Source organism: Lacipirellula parvula, assembly GCF_009177095.1.
In the GTDB taxonomy this organism is placed as follows: domain Bacteria; phylum Planctomycetota; class Planctomycetia; order Pirellulales; family Lacipirellulaceae; genus Lacipirellula; species Lacipirellula parvula.
In genome coordinates this window covers 3,827,888-3,841,821 of the sequence record NZ_AP021861.1, presented here as the reverse complement: position 1 = coordinate 3,841,821, position 13,934 = coordinate 3,827,888, and the positions used below count along the sequence as shown (strand labels likewise).

The window sequence follows — 13,934 nt, the reverse complement described above, 5'->3', positions numbered from 1 at the left end:
TGCTTTAAAACGACAAAAATGCCAGGGACGGCCCGCCCCCCAAAGACAGGCTGACCCTGGCAGCAACAACGCATTGAGTTGCGTTTGCTAACGCTTGCGACGTTGCCACAACCAGCACGTTCCCGCGATGGTTGCCAATCCAATGGACGCCGGCTCAGGGATAGCGACGCCATACACGTCGAGTTCCGTCGTTCCAGTGAAGCCATTCTCAACGCCGGAAAAATCAAATCGGATGTGCGACACGCCCGTTGCCAAGTAAGGAAGCGAGTCGTCGAAGGTTTCAATGCGGTGCGAGACGGCGATCTTCCCACCCGAACCGGGCTGCGGAATGTTCGAATTCACCGCGGGCGGCGACGCGACGAGATTGAACGTCACGCCATCGCTCGACGCCCAGATGTTGTAGCTTTGCTCGTCGCGGCCGGTGTCGGCCCAGCCTCCAAAGGAAACGACGCGCGTGATGTTGTACTTGCCGGCGAGTGCGTACGTCACCGATTGTCCGCCGGAACCACCGCCCGTCGTGGCGTAGCCGGTATGGTTATCGGAACCGCTGCCCGCACCGACGAACGTGCTGATGGATCCGTTGGTCAGCGCTGGCAGGCCTTCCGCCGCTTCCTGCTGGAAATTGCCAGGGCCTGATGCGACGGGAAGCATTCCGTTGATCAGGTCGGTCGCTGACGGTCCGCCGGGAGCGTGAACTGGGTTGAACGGGTCTCCGACCGCACCTGCCGGGATGCCTGACACGGTGTGGGAAGTATGGATCACCCCCGCCCGAGCGACTCCCGCGAGCCCCACGACGCAGCACGCGCCGACAAGATATTTCCAACTCATTAGGCGTCCCCTCAAGTGATGACAATTTCAGTGACTTGCAGCGTGATCGTCGTCTGCGTCGACAATCGTCGCCGCCGAACTCTGCTCAATGCGATTCCCCGCCACTGCGGCGCGAGCAAACGGCCAAGCCAATTGCTCCCAGTCCAAGCAACGCAAGCGTCGCTGGTTCAGGAACCGCCGCGGCGGTTGTCGTACTCGGCGTGACGCTTTGTCCGAACTGCCGCTGCCAGATCAGGAAGTCGGCGCCGTCGCTGTCGTTATCGCCGTCGGCGTCGCCCCCGGCGCCGGTTCCAAAGGCGCCCTTCCATACAGTGAGGTCGAGGCCGTTGACCGTGTTGTCGTGGTTGAAGTCGGCAGCCAAGCTGGGCGTTGTGAGCGTTCCATAGACGACGACTCCCTGCCGGAACGCCGACTCGCCGGGGAAGAGGTACTCGAAGACGAGGTCTTGCGTTCCGCCGGCGCCGACGGTTTTGAACATCTGGCCCATCGACAGGAAGGTCGCTCCGCCCGCCATTTGTGAAGAGCCGGTCGGCTTCAGCTCCGCGAGCTGATTGACGCTCGCGTTTGACTCGCGCCAATCGCCGCCCAGGCGGTTGTCGTCGTCCAGGCTCAGCCACTTCCCGTTTGCCGGCAGCAGCGACCCGCTGGTCGACGTGATCTTGTAGCCGTCGATGTTCACCGAGAGATTCGACTGATTTAAAACCTGAGCATTGCCGGTCGCCGGATCGACGACGAGCACCAAGTTGTTGTGACGCTTCGTGCCGGTGTAATTGATCAGCCCCTGCGTTACCTTGCCGTCCGGGGTGTAATACTCGAACGTCAGATCCTCCCATTCAACGCCGAACTGCGTCGCTGCAGGGTAGGCAAAGGCGTTGCCCAGCGCTCGCGGCGTCGCGGAGGTGATCGCCGTCGAGCCCGTGGGTTTCAACTCGATGAGTTGCTTGGACGTGCCGACTTGCGGCGACCGACGCCAATCGCTGACGCCCTGGGCTTGCAGGCTGTTCCAACCCGCGGGCGAAAGCGATCCTTGGGCCGACTTGATTGCGTAGCCGTCGATCGAAACCGTTCCCGGGCCGGTGGCCATCGACACGGCGCCCGTGCTGCGGTTGACGTTCAGCACAAGCTTCTGAGCCACCGAGACGCGGCCATACATGCCGTTCGTGCTGCCGCCGCCGGCGACCGTATTGAACTCGTAGACTTGGCCAAACGGCAACGCCGGAGCCGCGGAGGCGTCGATCGACGAGAACTGACCGGCGAATGACGATGCGTCAATCAGATTCCAGCTGCTGCCGAGCGTCGGCGTTACGCCCGAGAATTCCAGTTTCAGCTTACCGCCAAGATTTGCCACGTTCGTCGATTTTAGCGCCGAGTGCGTGGCGCCGGTGATCTGAGCGGTAAACGTGCTTTCCGCTTGGAAGTTTACCGAGAGCGCTGAAAGATTGACGTTCGGCCCGATGACGCGCAGATTGCGGCCGAAGTTGGCCGCGAACCCGATGTTCACTGCCGTGACGCCCGCTCCGGCGCCGCCGAGGGTGATGCTGCTCGCCGGCGCGCCGGTGAGGTACAGGTTCGTCGCGATGTTCAGCGTTCCGCCGGGCTGAACGGTGAGATTTCCGGTTCCCGTTGCCGCGTAGCCGACGTTAAACTCGCCGCTCGTGGCGGGGCGATCAACGGTCGTCAGTGTGCCGCCGTTGCCAATGACGACGCTCCCCGTACTTCCATCTTCGATCGCGAGGATCACTTGTCCCGGTTGAAAGGGGATCGGCGAGGTGACGTTGGCCGTGCCGCCGTTGCTGATGCTCGCGTATTCGTCGAAGCCGACGCCGTCGGGAAGTTCACCGGCAGACCAATTCGAGCCGACGGCCCAATCGCCGTTGGTTCCAACCCATGAGTTAGCCGTGCCTTCTTGTCCGATGGCTGTGCGGCCCCATCCGACGCACAGCAGTAATGCGATCAGAGAGATGCGTGTGCAATAGTTCATATGAAGAGCGCCCTTGTAGGGAGAATCTTTAAGAAGTGGATTCGTGCAGGCGTAGAGAGACGCTCAGCCTCGACGGCGGCGAGCAGCGAGCAGAGCCAAGCCGGCGCCGGCCAGGGCGAGAGACGATGGTTCCGGAACGCCGAAGTTCGCGGCGAGCGCCGCCACTTCGGCGGGGACGCTGTTCTTCCACAGCCGGAAGTCGAGAACGTCGACGAGATTGTCGACGACGATGTCGCCGTCCAGACCAGGCGAGGAGGGAACCTTCGAGAAGTTATTGCTGATCACGAAGAAGTCGTTGATATCGACGACGCCGTTGCGATTGGCGTCGCCAGGCGCGAACAGCTGGTTGCCGAAGACGTCGATTTCGGTGTAGCCCGTGTAGCCGTTCTCAACGCTCAAGAACTCGACCTTGATATTCGTGACGTTGACGGCGAGGTTCGGCAGAGCGTTCTCGGTGAACGCCGTTCGCTGCGAGACGGGCACTGGCGTCGCGGTGGTTTGACCCGGGCTGTTGTCGTAGGTCGTCAGCAGGGTGTAGTTCAAGCCCGCATCGGTCGAGGTCAAGATGTTGTAGTGCTGAGCATCGCGGCCGCCATCGTTCCAGCCGCCGTAGATCACGATCGACGAGAGGTTATAAACGCCCCCCAGGGTGTATGTTACCGATTGCCCGGCGCCAGCCGTTGCGTAGGCGGCGTGAGGGCTCTCCGCTCCGCCATTGCCGTACGCCGTTTGCACGGAACCATTCGTCAACGCGGCGACGCCGGTGGAACCTTCCTGCTGAAAATTGCCGACGTTGTTGCTCGGCAACTTGCCGTTGAGCAGATCGGTGATCGAAGAGCCGCCCGACGGGAACGTCGGCGTGTAAAGCCCTGTCCCGCCTTCCGGACCGAGGTTGAATTCATTATTGGCGACGACGGCGCCGAACGCTCCGCTAGACGCCGTGGCGACAATCGCGAGGCAGGCGGTTATGTGAAGGAAGCTTTTCTTAGTCTGCGGCATGATGATCCAACCTCCAGGGCGAGTTAGTGGATTCGTGAGGAGTTGAAGAGAGGCGGCTCGATTTCCCAAGAGCCGAGTGCAGGCGAATGGTAGGCGTGCTATTTCGTCTGCAGTTCGAAGTTGTGCTCGTTGTCGCCGGGTTTGACTTCCAGCGTGAGCGTCGTGCGATCGTTGTATTCCGGCGGTAGCGTCTCGGCCATCAGAGGCTGCTCGGGGCTATCGGGAGTGTTGTAAAGCTTGCGTTTGCCCACGACTTTGGGCACGCGGATCGCAACGCGCGAGGTTCCCGTCGACGCCGTCACCGTGTACTTCCCGTCGATGATCTTGCCGCCGCTTGTCGGCGATTGCCCGTCAACTGGGCTAAACGCCACGGCGCCAGTAACGGCAGGCTGGCCGTTGACGGTGACGATTCCCGTCACCTCGCCCCGATTGGGATCTTGGCTTCCGCAGCCGATCGCGCATCCCAGAACGATTGCCGGAGCTGACCAGAAAAACGTACGAGTCAACGTCATACCCGATTCCAGAAGTGCGAGTGGGGAACTAATAAGACCGATTTTCAATTCTGCGAGGCGGCTTCTCCGCCGTTCATCGTGCCGAGCGCCTGCCATACATTGGCGGCGATGCCGTCGGCGTAGAAGGCGACCGAACCGTCGCAATGCAGCGCGTTGACGCCGCCGTTGTGTCGGCTTCGCGCGGCGTTTTGCTGCCGGGTGATCGTGCCCGCGATCGCCGGCATGGCGGGATCGCCGTTGTCCTGGAACCAGCCGTTCGCGATCACGTCGGGGGCGGAAGAATTAGGCGTCTGGAGGGTGTGGAAGCGCTGCACGCCCTCGTTGTTGTGAATGTCGGCGCGCCAGTCGTTGTCTTCCGGGCTGGTCGGAATCAAATACTCGGACATCAGCAGCGTGTTGCTCGTGCCATCGGTGATGAGAGCAAACGACGTATCAACAGGCTCCGCAATGCGACCGTTCACATGCGAGAAGGGGGCGATTCCTGGAAATCCAACGAGCTCGTTGTCCCGGAACGCTCCACCGAACGTCGCGTTCCCCCAATTGATTACGTAGTTCCCGCGTCGCCGCTGGTAGTTGCCAAGGATCTGGTCGCTGCCAGTTACGTCGCTCGGGCAGTAGTAGAGTGGGACGAACTGCCCCGTCAGGCCATTCAGCGTGCCGGCGATCGTCATCGGCGGCAGCTCGAAGTCGGTCTTCAAATCGAATTGACGCGAGAGGTTGCCTTGTTCGATGAATGGCCAGAGTCGCACGACCCAGGTTTGGCGGGGACGTTTGTAAACCGTATCAGGGAAAGTGGCGCCGTAGGGGAGTTGCAATTTTGAATCGTGATGCATCTGCATCGAGAGGCCCCATTGCTTCAGCTGGTTGACGCACTGCGAGCGCCTCGCGGCTTCTCGTGCCGCCTGCACCGCTGGCAATAGCAACGCGACGAGGACGCCAATGATGGCAATCACGACTAGCAGTTCGACCAGCGTGAACGCTGAGTTTGAACACTTCCGGTGTGTGCGCATTTTCATCGCGATCCATTCAATGGAAGATGTGAACGCCGTGCAACGACGAGATGGCAATTCGACGAGCGAAGCGCCACGCATGAGCGCGACGAGACGGCGACCACCCGATCAGAGGCAGCTGGAGAAAAGTAAAAAGTGGAGGACCGCTGCAACTACGCCGCATCTAGCGCGGCGTTCTTTCGGCGAGACCGAAAGAACCGATTGGCATGTTCCGACGATGGCCAATCGACAAATACAGCGAACGAACTGCCTTCTCTGTTTCAATGTGCGACAAATCGCGGAGAGCTTACCGAGATGTTGCGCTCGCTTTTGAACGCATAGCTTCTCGACTTAGCTCATCACGATGCATCTACCCTAATACATGACGAGATCTGGCTTCGCTTAACGCATAATGTTAAGAAATACTCACATAATCTTCACGCCCGCAAACAGATTTTCCGCTTGTCGCAGGAAAACTTCGAATCCAGCGACGCTGGGCGCCGGAGTCGCCGCCGGCTCGGCTTCGCAGCCAAACGCTTGCCACTCGACCCGCAGCCCCATCGGATTCGGCAACTCTGGATTATCGGGGTGCGAAGGCGTGTTGAACACGTCGACCGCAATGACATTCTCGCCCGCGACAAATCCGTCGAGGATCTCGATCGTATGGAAGCTTTCAAAATCATGGACGTCCCATGTGGTGACCCAGCGATTGAAGTCTACCGGCTTGCCGTTGATCCGTATTTCGCTAATCGAATTGTCGACTAGGAATGAGCCGATGATGTAGACGGTTGCTGGATCGTAGCCGTTCAAGTTGAAACGGGTCTCGAACGTGTGAGTCGACGAGGTCGGGATGCCCGGCCAGACGTCTCTTTTAACGGAGATCCACTGAGAACCGTCCGGCATGTTGTCGAGGTAGCTGGGGTCGCCTTCCGTAATGATTGCCGGATGCGGGTATGGACCGTATGCGGGATCTCCCGCCGTGACCGTCCAGTGCGGATCGTCCTGGCCGACGCTGAGCGAGATTCCCGTGTTACGAAGCTGGATCGGTCGCAGCGGACGGAATTGCTTGAGCCGGCTCACAAAGCGGTCGCTCTCCGCGAGAATTTGGTCGATGGTTGCTTTTTGCAAGCTCACGCGAATGGCTTCGCCGGCGTTGAGCAGCATCGACGACTGTTTGGGGCGATGCGTCTTCATCGGCTCGGCGAGCACTTCGCCCTCGAGCACATGCGCTTCGGCGATTCCCGAAGGGCCGGCCGAAACGGCGAAGCGAGTTCCTAGATCGGTGATGCGCAGTCCCTTCGTGTCGACGACGAAGCCGGTCGCCCACTTCGCAACTTCGGCGGTGAGGTCTCCCGCTTCGAGATAGACGAAGTCGTCGGAACGGAGCCTGATCGTGCAGGGAGCCTTGAGCACGATTTCCGCGCCACAGGCCATGCTGAGTTGTGCAGCGCCGGTGAGCAATTCCAGTCTTTGGTGCTCCTTGAGCGTTTGCCCTTCCTTCAACACCAAGGAATGAGCCCAAGTAGCGTTCGTCAGGCGCGTCACGCAGGCGACGGTTTGCGGCGGTCGCAAAATCATCGGCACGCCGCCCATTCCCATCGAGGCCCGCTCTTGCCGCACGTGCGGATCAAGCCAATACGATCCTCCCACGGCCAGCAGCAGACTGGCCGCCATTACGAAGACGGCTTGCCATTTCGAAATCTGTACGCCACGCGGCTTTTCCGCTCGGGCGGCGGCGACATGCTGCGGCGAAGCCAGCTTGCGCGGCTTGCGCCGCGTTTGTTCGATTCCCTCGATGGCTCGATCGAACGCCTGGGAGGAAGCAACCACCGCATCGATGTCGGCGTGCAAGGCGCTGTATTCGAGGATCAATTCGATCGCCGAATCGCCGTGGGTTCGTGCAATCTGCTCAATCCTCGCCAGCACTTCCGGCGGGCAAGCATCGTCCCATTGCAGGCTTAGCAGGCGAAATAACTCATCGGCGTCGTGGCGTGGCAGCGGCATCTAGCGGTTCTCCGTTGCTAGGGTTCGCTGAACGCAGCCGAATAGATTTTTGCGGATGCGGTAGATCGCCTGATAAATTGAGGCGACAGTACGACTCTCCGTTACGGCAATTTCTGCAACGTCGTTGTTCCCCGCGTAGCATCGATTGATGAGACTGCGGTCTCGCGGCGGAAGTTTTTCCATGCAGATTGCTAATGCTTCCATTCGAGTCGCGTGGTGCTCGGGACCCTGCGGACGGTAGACTTCTCGTAGAGAGTCGAGAATCTCGTCGCTGAAGTAAAGATGCTGCCGCCGCCGCGATCGAATAAAGTGCCGTGCCGTGAGGTGCGCCACGCGCGTCGCCCAGGCGGCAAAATTCGTGCCGGGCTTGAATTCCGCAAACTTGCTCCAGAGCACCATCGTGGTTTGCTGGTAGACGTCTTCGGCATCAGCCCGGTTCTGGACGAGGGCGTAAATGAACACGAACAGGTCGCGATGGCTCTCGCGCAGCAGTTCCGCAAACAGATTGGCGCTTTCAGCAGCCCAATCGATTTCCTCGGGAGCATCTGGCTGAGCAGACGGTTTCTCGACCAAAGCGGCACGCTCCGTTTGCGGAATGAAGCGCAGAAAAGGGGCCTCGAAGGCATCGTCGTACGCTGCGTACTCCTTGCCTATCAAGAACATGGCGATCAGCCGCCAGATTTAACAGCCAATTTTTTCAGATTTTGACGAATGCCGGACTCCCGACCCCCGCCTAGAAGAAGCGGCCGAGGCCAGCACCTTCGGCTCCAATCACCGGAAGACGCCGGCAAACTTGCCGACTTCGTCGCGCCCGCTGGCGACCCCGCCGCTGACCCTCAGCACGTTCAGTCGATAGAATCAGCGTGGCGGAGCGGCAAGCAAGCCAGTGGCGCGGTCGAACTATTTCTGCTCCAGGAGTCACTGGTCCGCTCCTACCTTCTGCCGCACTGAACCGCTTGGCTCGCGTCCTCCCGTCAAATGTCTCCAACTCTTCGAATCGCCATGCAATCATCCTCCCCTGCCCCTCAAAAGGGTCGTCGCGACACGCCCCCGGCAGCGAGCGCGATTCGCCCGCTAAGTAAAGTGGCTCCTGATTGGTGGGACTACACGACGCTTGACCCGACGATCCTCGCCGATGCGGCCCGGTTGAACGAGCGCACGCTCAAGGGACTCACCCGGCCAGGCTTTACAGTTCACCTCTACGACACGCTCGCGGAGTTCTATCTCGCGGAAGCGCTCGAATACATTGAGGCGTGGCGGCAGAGTTCGCCAGACTCGCCGGCTGGAATCTGCGGCCCCATTGGCCCGACCGAGCAACTGCCGCTCGTCGCGCGGATCGTCAACTCGCTCGAAAATCAACCTCGCAAAGCTTGACGCGCATTTCTGGGGCATGGACGAGTGGGTCGAGAATGACCGACCCGTCGACTTCGATCATCCCTTGAGCTTTGCGAAGGCCGACATGGATCTCTGCTTCAATCGCATTGATCGCAAGTTGCGCCCGCGGCGCGAGAACATTCACTTCCCCACCGGCGATCTCAAGGCGTACAGCGATAGCTTTGACGAGGCCCGCTGCCTCGTCATGCAAGGCGGGCAAGGCGAAGTGAAGCACTGGGCCTTCAACGACCCGCCGCGAAGAACCGGCAAGTGGAAGAACGCTCCGCCGAGCCCCGCCGAGTATCGCAAACTCGGTACTCGCGTCGTTGATCTCCACCCGATGACGATCATTCAAAACGCACGCACCAGCGGCGGCGGACAGGTCTCGCTCGTGCCAACCTCCGCGTGCACCGTCGGCCCGTTGGAGACTTGGAAGTCTGATCGAGTGAGCATTTGGCAAGCCGGTTGCCACGACAATCCTTTTGGTCAACGTCTGACGGCGCTAATGATCGCCAAGAAGCTACCTGATGCCTCAGTGCCTATCTCGTTGTTGGCCGACCATCCCGACGTGCACTTCCACTACTACCGTCCTGGTTTGGGCGCCGTCGAGTCAGGCATGCACTAGAACGCGCTGCACTCGCGGGAGTAGTTCTCTAACTCCCATCCAATAGGTGTGTCGGCGCATTTCTCCGGCGCTGCTGACGAGGAACTTGCGTTGGAGGGCGTGCAAGAACCCCTTCCGGAATATCGCGACTTCCTAACGGCGTCATTTTTAAGACAGCTTGCAGCTTCAGGCGATCTACACGTCGACCGATGTAGTAGCTTGACCGCTGAGAGAAGGTACTGAGGGCAGTGAGTTGAGTGCTTCATTCTCGTCGCAATGAGACGGAGGCGTTATTTATATCGGCGATTCACCGCACCAAGAGTCCGCCAAATCATCGCGGGTGCGGAGAGTGAGAGTACAGCCAGCGCCGCCAGTCCCGCTGCAAGTAGCCAATTACCGAAGTAGGCGCAGACGGCTGCAGCCACTCCGTTGATCACTGCCTGGCCGAAGCAAAGAGCACGAATCGCGTTGTAAGCGAAGTTCGGTCTCATTGACATGCGGCGCATCGCTGCACTGTAGCAGCCCTATGACCAAATGCCCGCCGATCACAGTTTTCCAGCGGCGAGCAAAGCACTCAACCTGACGACCTACCCTCTCGGTGATCACAGACCAAACCAGCTCGCCATTCGCACTGGCGGGCTCTTTTTCACCCGCCCCTTGCACCATATTTCGCCCGGCGCAGAAGGGAGTGTACACGCAGCCCGAACAGCGGCCGTAGTTTGGCGACCGCACAACGAGTCCGTCTGGGACGCCGAGACGGCGGCTTGGGCGGGCAAGCTCGAATCGCTGCTCCACGACGATCTTGCGAACATTAGGCTCGTGCCAAAGAAGCCGGCGCCCGAGAAGTAATGGCAAGTGAGAGGCGCTGACTTCGAGAAGGCCGCGAAAGCATCCGCACCGGCGGTGCAGTCAGCAGCAATCACAGATGGCAGCGAAGAGTCTGGCAAGCGCGACGACTCAAGAATTGCCGGCCTAAACGACTTGTTGCATTAGTGTACGGCTGTGCAAGTGGGCGGCACAGCACTCGAACCTGTGACCTCTACGGTGTGAACTAATCGCCAAGCCTGTACGTCGGCTCGCTAATCGCATGTGGGCCGTTAATAGGTATCCTACAGCGAGATTGCATTTGTTTCTATTAGTTGCCGAGGAATTGCAGTAACAAGGGGTAGGTGGCTGCCAGTCGGGTAGTTGCGGGTAGCTGTCGATGCAGCTTTCAGTATCTTGCGTAACCGTGTGCGGCAAGCAAGCGCCTACTGATGTCGGCGCGACCTCAACAGATTCCGAGAATTATCGGATGCTGGATTGAGGGAGACTGCAGCGGGACAAATATCCGCAGGTCTCGTACCCGCCATTCTCCTACTTGGCGTGCCTCCGCCGCACCTACCGTGGCTTAACCAGTCTATAATCCAATCCGCTTGCATTCGCCACGCTCGATAGTTGGAACTCGACAGTGGTGTTGATCAAAGCAGCGGGAACTATTCTCATCGCATTGACATTTATGTTGTTTGGATGATTTCCAGGCGATGCTAGCGAGATATGCCATCGCCTTGCAGATTGTCGACCTGAACGTCAAGCTTTGGGCATGGAAGATCCCTCGCAGTTTCGTATGGCCAAAATTCGCATCGAAGGCCGCACTATTGAGTGCAGCACTGCCGAGGTGCGTAGCTTGCTACTGGCAGCGAAAACCATCGGCGAAGACGAGACTGCATGCCGAGATGTATCAATCGGCCGGTTAAAGATGATTAAGGACGCGTGTCAGATGTACTCGCTAGGGCGTCTGCAGAGACTGATTCATCAGGTGATTGAGAGGCGTGGAAATGCAGCGCCAGGCTAGCGCCTGCCGACTGAAAGAATCCAAAGGTATAGTTTGTTTGCCCGCCCGCATCAATTGCCGCAAATGCTCATTCCACATACACAACTTCTGCCGATGACACTGCGATCAGTTGTGCTTGAATTTGTAACTCGCGACGGCACCGACCACTCGAACGTGGAAAGTCGCGTCCAGCAGATCTTAGCGCAGTTGGCTCAGCAGCGAGTCGTCATCGATTTCGATGCTGCAACTCAGACCTGCAACGTCGTGCCCAAGTCTCCAGACTAGCCGAGCGGTCTGCATGCGAAGCGACCTCTGAGAGAGGGTTGGGCGTCAGTAGCTTCAACCGGATCAATCGACGTCGCAAACACGCCGACGAACTTAGGCTTGCTCGACGGTAATCGCTGCGAACGCCCCGATGACGCCGCAGATGATCGAGGCTGGTGACGGAAACGGCGAGTTGGTGAGTGCGGAGATGCTGACGGCTGCTAGAACAGTGACGACTGCAATGCCGGTGATCATGGATATTTTAGTCATGGACCCACCCTAACTCATTCTCGCCGGCACGTCTCCTGCTCACTTCGAGACACCGCTAGCGCCAAGAATCGGCCCGAACACGATCACACATCCGGCAGCCCCGCATCTCTGCGAGCAGGCTTTTCATTCGTGCGGATGAATCACGTATCAGTCTGCCACTTCGACTTGGCTGGTGCACTGTGGGCAATTGATCCAGCGGCGTTCACCGTCATAGTTGCCGGAACTATCGTACCTCGGCTCAGATTGCACGTCGTTCTTGCTGTACTCTAGCACCCCACTGCAACGTCCACATGTAACGCGACGGACTTCCTGCTCGCCGTGACCGACGATTCTCACAGTCATGCTTTGCCCCTCTGGGATGCGTGTTGCGATGACAATTTAACATTCATAGAGTACGCATCTTCGCTTTGCCATTCCCTCATATTAGCAGTCCCTATTGCCGTGAAGACGGTGATTCCTGAGTATTAGTCGCATTGACTGCTCGAAGTTTATTAGCGGAATTCCAACGCGATTAAACGCACTTTTCTCATGCATCGCGCCAATAATGCGATTACCTCCATGGTTGCAACGCTGACATCCGCAACTACGGAGAGGTGTGCTAGGTCATGCTGACTATCGCGCAGATCACTTCTCGGAGCGCCAATGCGATTCATCAACGCCCCCTCGATTCGCAACGTTCCGAACGTTGGATGGCAGATTATGCTAGAAGACGAGCGTTGGCACACCTGTCGCCAAGAAATCGACGCTCGGTTTATTGCGAACGGAGTGGCCATCGCCAATAGCGTCATCCGCGGCGAACGTGCAGGCGAGGAGGTGGCTCGCGAACTTGATCAAGCCGCGGCATCTGTCTCCCGGCACATTGGCGAGTGTGAAACCGGGACGCTCATCGCTGCGGCCGCCTCGCATGCTCGACTTGATACAAGAGCCTGTGACGCAAGTTCAGATTGGGTCCGCGAAGACGAGTCTTTTCCGATTCTAGTCTCCGGGACGGTCGTGAAGTGCGAATCGGAAGAAGATCGGCGGCTACTGGCAGATGCCAAGCTAATCGTCGAGCGCCAAGTCACGAACACTTGGTTCGCACCCGATCGACTGGAGCTAATTGGCGACGCTTGTGAGCGTTACTCCATCTGGAAATACCAGCGTCTTGTGAAGGCCGCAATTGATCGCTCAGGCAGCCGAGCCGCCGAGCTTCCGCCTCAGCACTCCTGAGGCGTGCAATTTTCTTCTGCTGAATCGCCGACGACGCATCGTCCTCATAGTTTGTTGCTCGAAGGGTTGATCCTGGCGGGTTAAGTTCTCACAAGTATGTTGATCCACGCGGGTTTTGAAGCCGCTTTCGATTTCGTGGCGCCGACGACGGTGTTGCTCGTGGGAAACATCCATCCGACGCGCACGGCGTCGATACGCCGCCTCGAGCCACTGACGGTCACGCCGCAGGGCGCCCTCAACGGCTACTTCGATCTCTACGGCAATCAGTGCGTGAGAACCACGGCCCCCGCCGGCCGGGTCGTATTTCGAACCGACGTGGTGGTGGAAGACAACGGGCTGCCCGACCTCCAGTCGCCGCAGGCTCGTCAACACGCACTCCAGGAACTCCCAGACGACGTGCTGCATTACCTTCTCGCCAGTCGCTACTGCGAGGTGGATAGCGAGCTACGCGACACTGCATGGAAGCTATTTGGCCACCTGCCCGCCGGATGGCCGTTGGTGCAGGCGGTGTGCGACTTTGTCCACCGGCATATTCGCTTCGACTATTTGAAAGCTCGGGCGAATCGCACTGCACTGGAAGTCTATCGCGAGCGCGTCGGCGTTTGCCGCGACTACATGCACCTTGCAGTCACTTTCTGTCGATCGCTGAATATTCCTGCCCGCTACTGCACCGGATACCTCGGCGATATCGGCGTCCCGCGCCAGTCCTCGCCGATGGATTTTAGCGCGTGGTTCGAAGTCTATCTCGGGGCGGCATGGCATTCCTTCGACGCCAGGAACAACGTCCCTCGCATCGGTCGGATTCTGATGGCTCGTGGCCGCGACGCCGCGGACGTGGCCCTCACGACGACTTATGGGGCAAATCGACTAGCAGATTTTCGCGTATGGACGGACGTGGTGCAGCCAGAGGCAATTCCTTGAGATGCACTCGCTAAAGCACGGGAATGGCCGCCTGCAAGCGTTCGCCACTCCGCCCTACACATCCGTCGGCAAGCCAAAAATTGACCGATGCGTCATAAAAACAGCTCTGGCACGACATTTCCGCTGTGGCGTGAAGCTCCGTACAAGCGTACGATGAATGCTGGAG

General features: G+C 59.0%; 13 protein-coding genes. 5 read left to right on the top strand and 8 right to left on the bottom strand.

Annotation, left to right across the window (positions count from 1 at the left end):
- Window positions 1–87: 87 nt before the first annotated feature.
- The 7 genes from PLANPX_RS15005 to PLANPX_RS14975 all read right to left on the bottom strand — a co-directional run bounded on the left by PLANPX_RS15005 (window position 88) and on the right by PLANPX_RS14975 (window position 7,976).
- A complete protein-coding gene (locus PLANPX_RS15005; protein WP_152099513.1) occupies window positions 88–828 on the bottom strand; it encodes a hypothetical protein in 741 nt (246 codons plus the stop codon).
- 85 nt (window positions 829–913) lie between these two features.
- Window positions 914–2,809 (bottom strand): PEP-CTERM sorting domain-containing protein, encoded by a 1,896-nt coding sequence (locus PLANPX_RS15000; RefSeq protein WP_152099512.1) that lies wholly within the window; start codon window positions 2,807–2,809, stop codon window positions 914–916.
- 63 nt (window positions 2,810–2,872) lie between these two features.
- Window positions 2,873–3,808 carry a discoidin domain-containing protein gene (locus PLANPX_RS14995; RefSeq protein ID WP_152099511.1) on the bottom strand — a complete coding sequence of 312 codons (936 nt, stop codon included), beginning with the start codon at window positions 3,806–3,808 and terminating at the stop codon, window positions 2,873–2,875.
- 98 nt (window positions 3,809–3,906) lie between these two features.
- Window positions 3,907–4,320 carry a hypothetical protein gene (locus PLANPX_RS14990; RefSeq protein ID WP_152099510.1) on the bottom strand — a complete coding sequence of 138 codons (414 nt, stop codon included), beginning with the start codon at window positions 4,318–4,320 and terminating at the stop codon, window positions 3,907–3,909.
- A gap of 44 nt (window positions 4,321–4,364) precedes the next feature.
- Window positions 4,365–5,336: a DUF1559 domain-containing protein gene (locus PLANPX_RS14985; protein ID WP_198421738.1), complete on the bottom strand. Its 972-nt coding sequence runs from the start codon at window positions 5,334–5,336 to the stop codon at window positions 4,365–4,367.
- Window positions 5,337–5,735: 399 nt separating this feature from the next.
- Entirely contained in the window at window positions 5,736–7,313 is a 1,578-nt protein-coding gene (locus PLANPX_RS14980; protein ID WP_152099509.1) for a FecR domain-containing protein, read from the bottom strand.
- Window positions 7,314–7,976: a sigma-70 family RNA polymerase sigma factor gene (locus PLANPX_RS14975; protein ID WP_152099508.1), complete on the bottom strand. Its 663-nt coding sequence runs from the start codon at window positions 7,974–7,976 to the stop codon at window positions 7,314–7,316.
- A gap of 339 nt (window positions 7,977–8,315) precedes the next feature.
- Here PLANPX_RS14975 and PLANPX_RS27780 point away from each other — a divergent pair, with 339 nt between their 5' ends.
- The 3 genes from PLANPX_RS27780 (at window position 8,316) to PLANPX_RS14965 (ending at window position 11,389) form a co-directional block, all read left to right on the top strand.
- Window positions 8,316–8,687, top strand: coding sequence for a hypothetical protein (locus PLANPX_RS27780; RefSeq protein ID WP_198421737.1), 372 nt, complete (start codon window positions 8,316–8,318; stop codon window positions 8,685–8,687).
- Between the two features lie 16 nt (window positions 8,688–8,703).
- Window positions 8,704–9,312, top strand: coding sequence for a hypothetical protein (locus PLANPX_RS14970; RefSeq protein WP_198421736.1), 609 nt, complete (start codon window positions 8,704–8,706; stop codon window positions 9,310–9,312).
- 1,876 nt (window positions 9,313–11,188) lie between these two features.
- Window positions 11,189–11,389, top strand: coding sequence for a YheU family protein (locus PLANPX_RS14965; protein ID WP_261344396.1), 201 nt, complete (start codon window positions 11,189–11,191; stop codon window positions 11,387–11,389).
- A 93-nt stretch (window positions 11,390–11,482) separates the two neighbouring features.
- On the opposite strand, the gene PLANPX_RS27415 is transcribed toward PLANPX_RS14965, so the two are convergent.
- A complete protein-coding gene (locus PLANPX_RS27415) occupies window positions 11,483–11,638 on the bottom strand; it encodes a hypothetical protein (protein ID WP_172992083.1) in 156 nt (51 codons plus the stop codon).
- Between the two features lie 642 nt (window positions 11,639–12,280).
- On the opposite strand from PLANPX_RS27415, the gene PLANPX_RS14960 reads away from it, so the two are divergent.
- Both PLANPX_RS14960 and PLANPX_RS14955 read left to right on the top strand, forming a co-directional pair.
- Complete coding sequence (locus PLANPX_RS14960) at window positions 12,281–12,847, top strand: hypothetical protein (protein ID WP_152099507.1); 567 nt, start codon at window positions 12,281–12,283, stop codon at window positions 12,845–12,847.
- Between the two features lie 96 nt (window positions 12,848–12,943).
- Complete coding sequence (locus PLANPX_RS14955) at window positions 12,944–13,768, top strand: transglutaminase-like domain-containing protein (protein WP_152099506.1); 825 nt, start codon at window positions 12,944–12,946, stop codon at window positions 13,766–13,768.
- The last annotated feature ends 166 nt before the right edge of the window (window positions 13,769–13,934 follow it).

Coding starts and splice junctions, on each gene's coding strand:
- PLANPX_RS15005 (WP_152099513.1), bottom strand. CDS start 828: ATGAGTTGGAAATATCTTGTCGGCGCGTGCTGCGTCGTGGGGCTCGCG.
- PLANPX_RS15000 (WP_152099512.1), bottom strand. CDS start 2,809: ATGAACTATTGCACACGCATCTCTCTGATCGCATTACTGCTGTGCGTC.
- PLANPX_RS14995 (WP_152099511.1), bottom strand. CDS start 3,808: ATGCCGCAGACTAAGAAAAGCTTCCTTCACATAACCGCCTGCCTCGCG.
- PLANPX_RS14990 (WP_152099510.1), bottom strand. CDS start 4,320: ATGACGTTGACTCGTACGTTTTTCTGGTCAGCTCCGGCAATCGTTCTG.
- PLANPX_RS14985 (WP_198421738.1), bottom strand. CDS start 5,336: ATGAAAATGCGCACACACCGGAAGTGTTCAAACTCAGCGTTCACGCTG.
- PLANPX_RS14980 (WP_152099509.1), bottom strand. CDS start 7,313: ATGCCGCTGCCACGCCACGACGCCGATGAGTTATTTCGCCTGCTAAGC.
- PLANPX_RS14975 (WP_152099508.1), bottom strand. CDS start 7,976: ATGTTCTTGATAGGCAAGGAGTACGCAGCGTACGACGATGCCTTCGAG.
- PLANPX_RS27780 (WP_198421737.1), top strand. CDS start 8,316: ATGCAATCATCCTCCCCTGCCCCTCAAAAGGGTCGTCGCGACACGCCC.
- PLANPX_RS14970 (WP_198421736.1), top strand. CDS start 8,704: ATGGACGAGTGGGTCGAGAATGACCGACCCGTCGACTTCGATCATCCC.
- PLANPX_RS14965 (WP_261344396.1), top strand. CDS start 11,189: ATGCTCATTCCACATACACAACTTCTGCCGATGACACTGCGATCAGTT.
- PLANPX_RS27415 (WP_172992083.1), bottom strand. CDS start 11,638: ATGACTAAAATATCCATGATCACCGGCATTGCAGTCGTCACTGTTCTA.
- PLANPX_RS14960 (WP_152099507.1), top strand. CDS start 12,281: ATGCGATTCATCAACGCCCCCTCGATTCGCAACGTTCCGAACGTTGGA.
- PLANPX_RS14955 (WP_152099506.1), top strand. CDS start 12,944: ATGTTGATCCACGCGGGTTTTGAAGCCGCTTTCGATTTCGTGGCGCCG.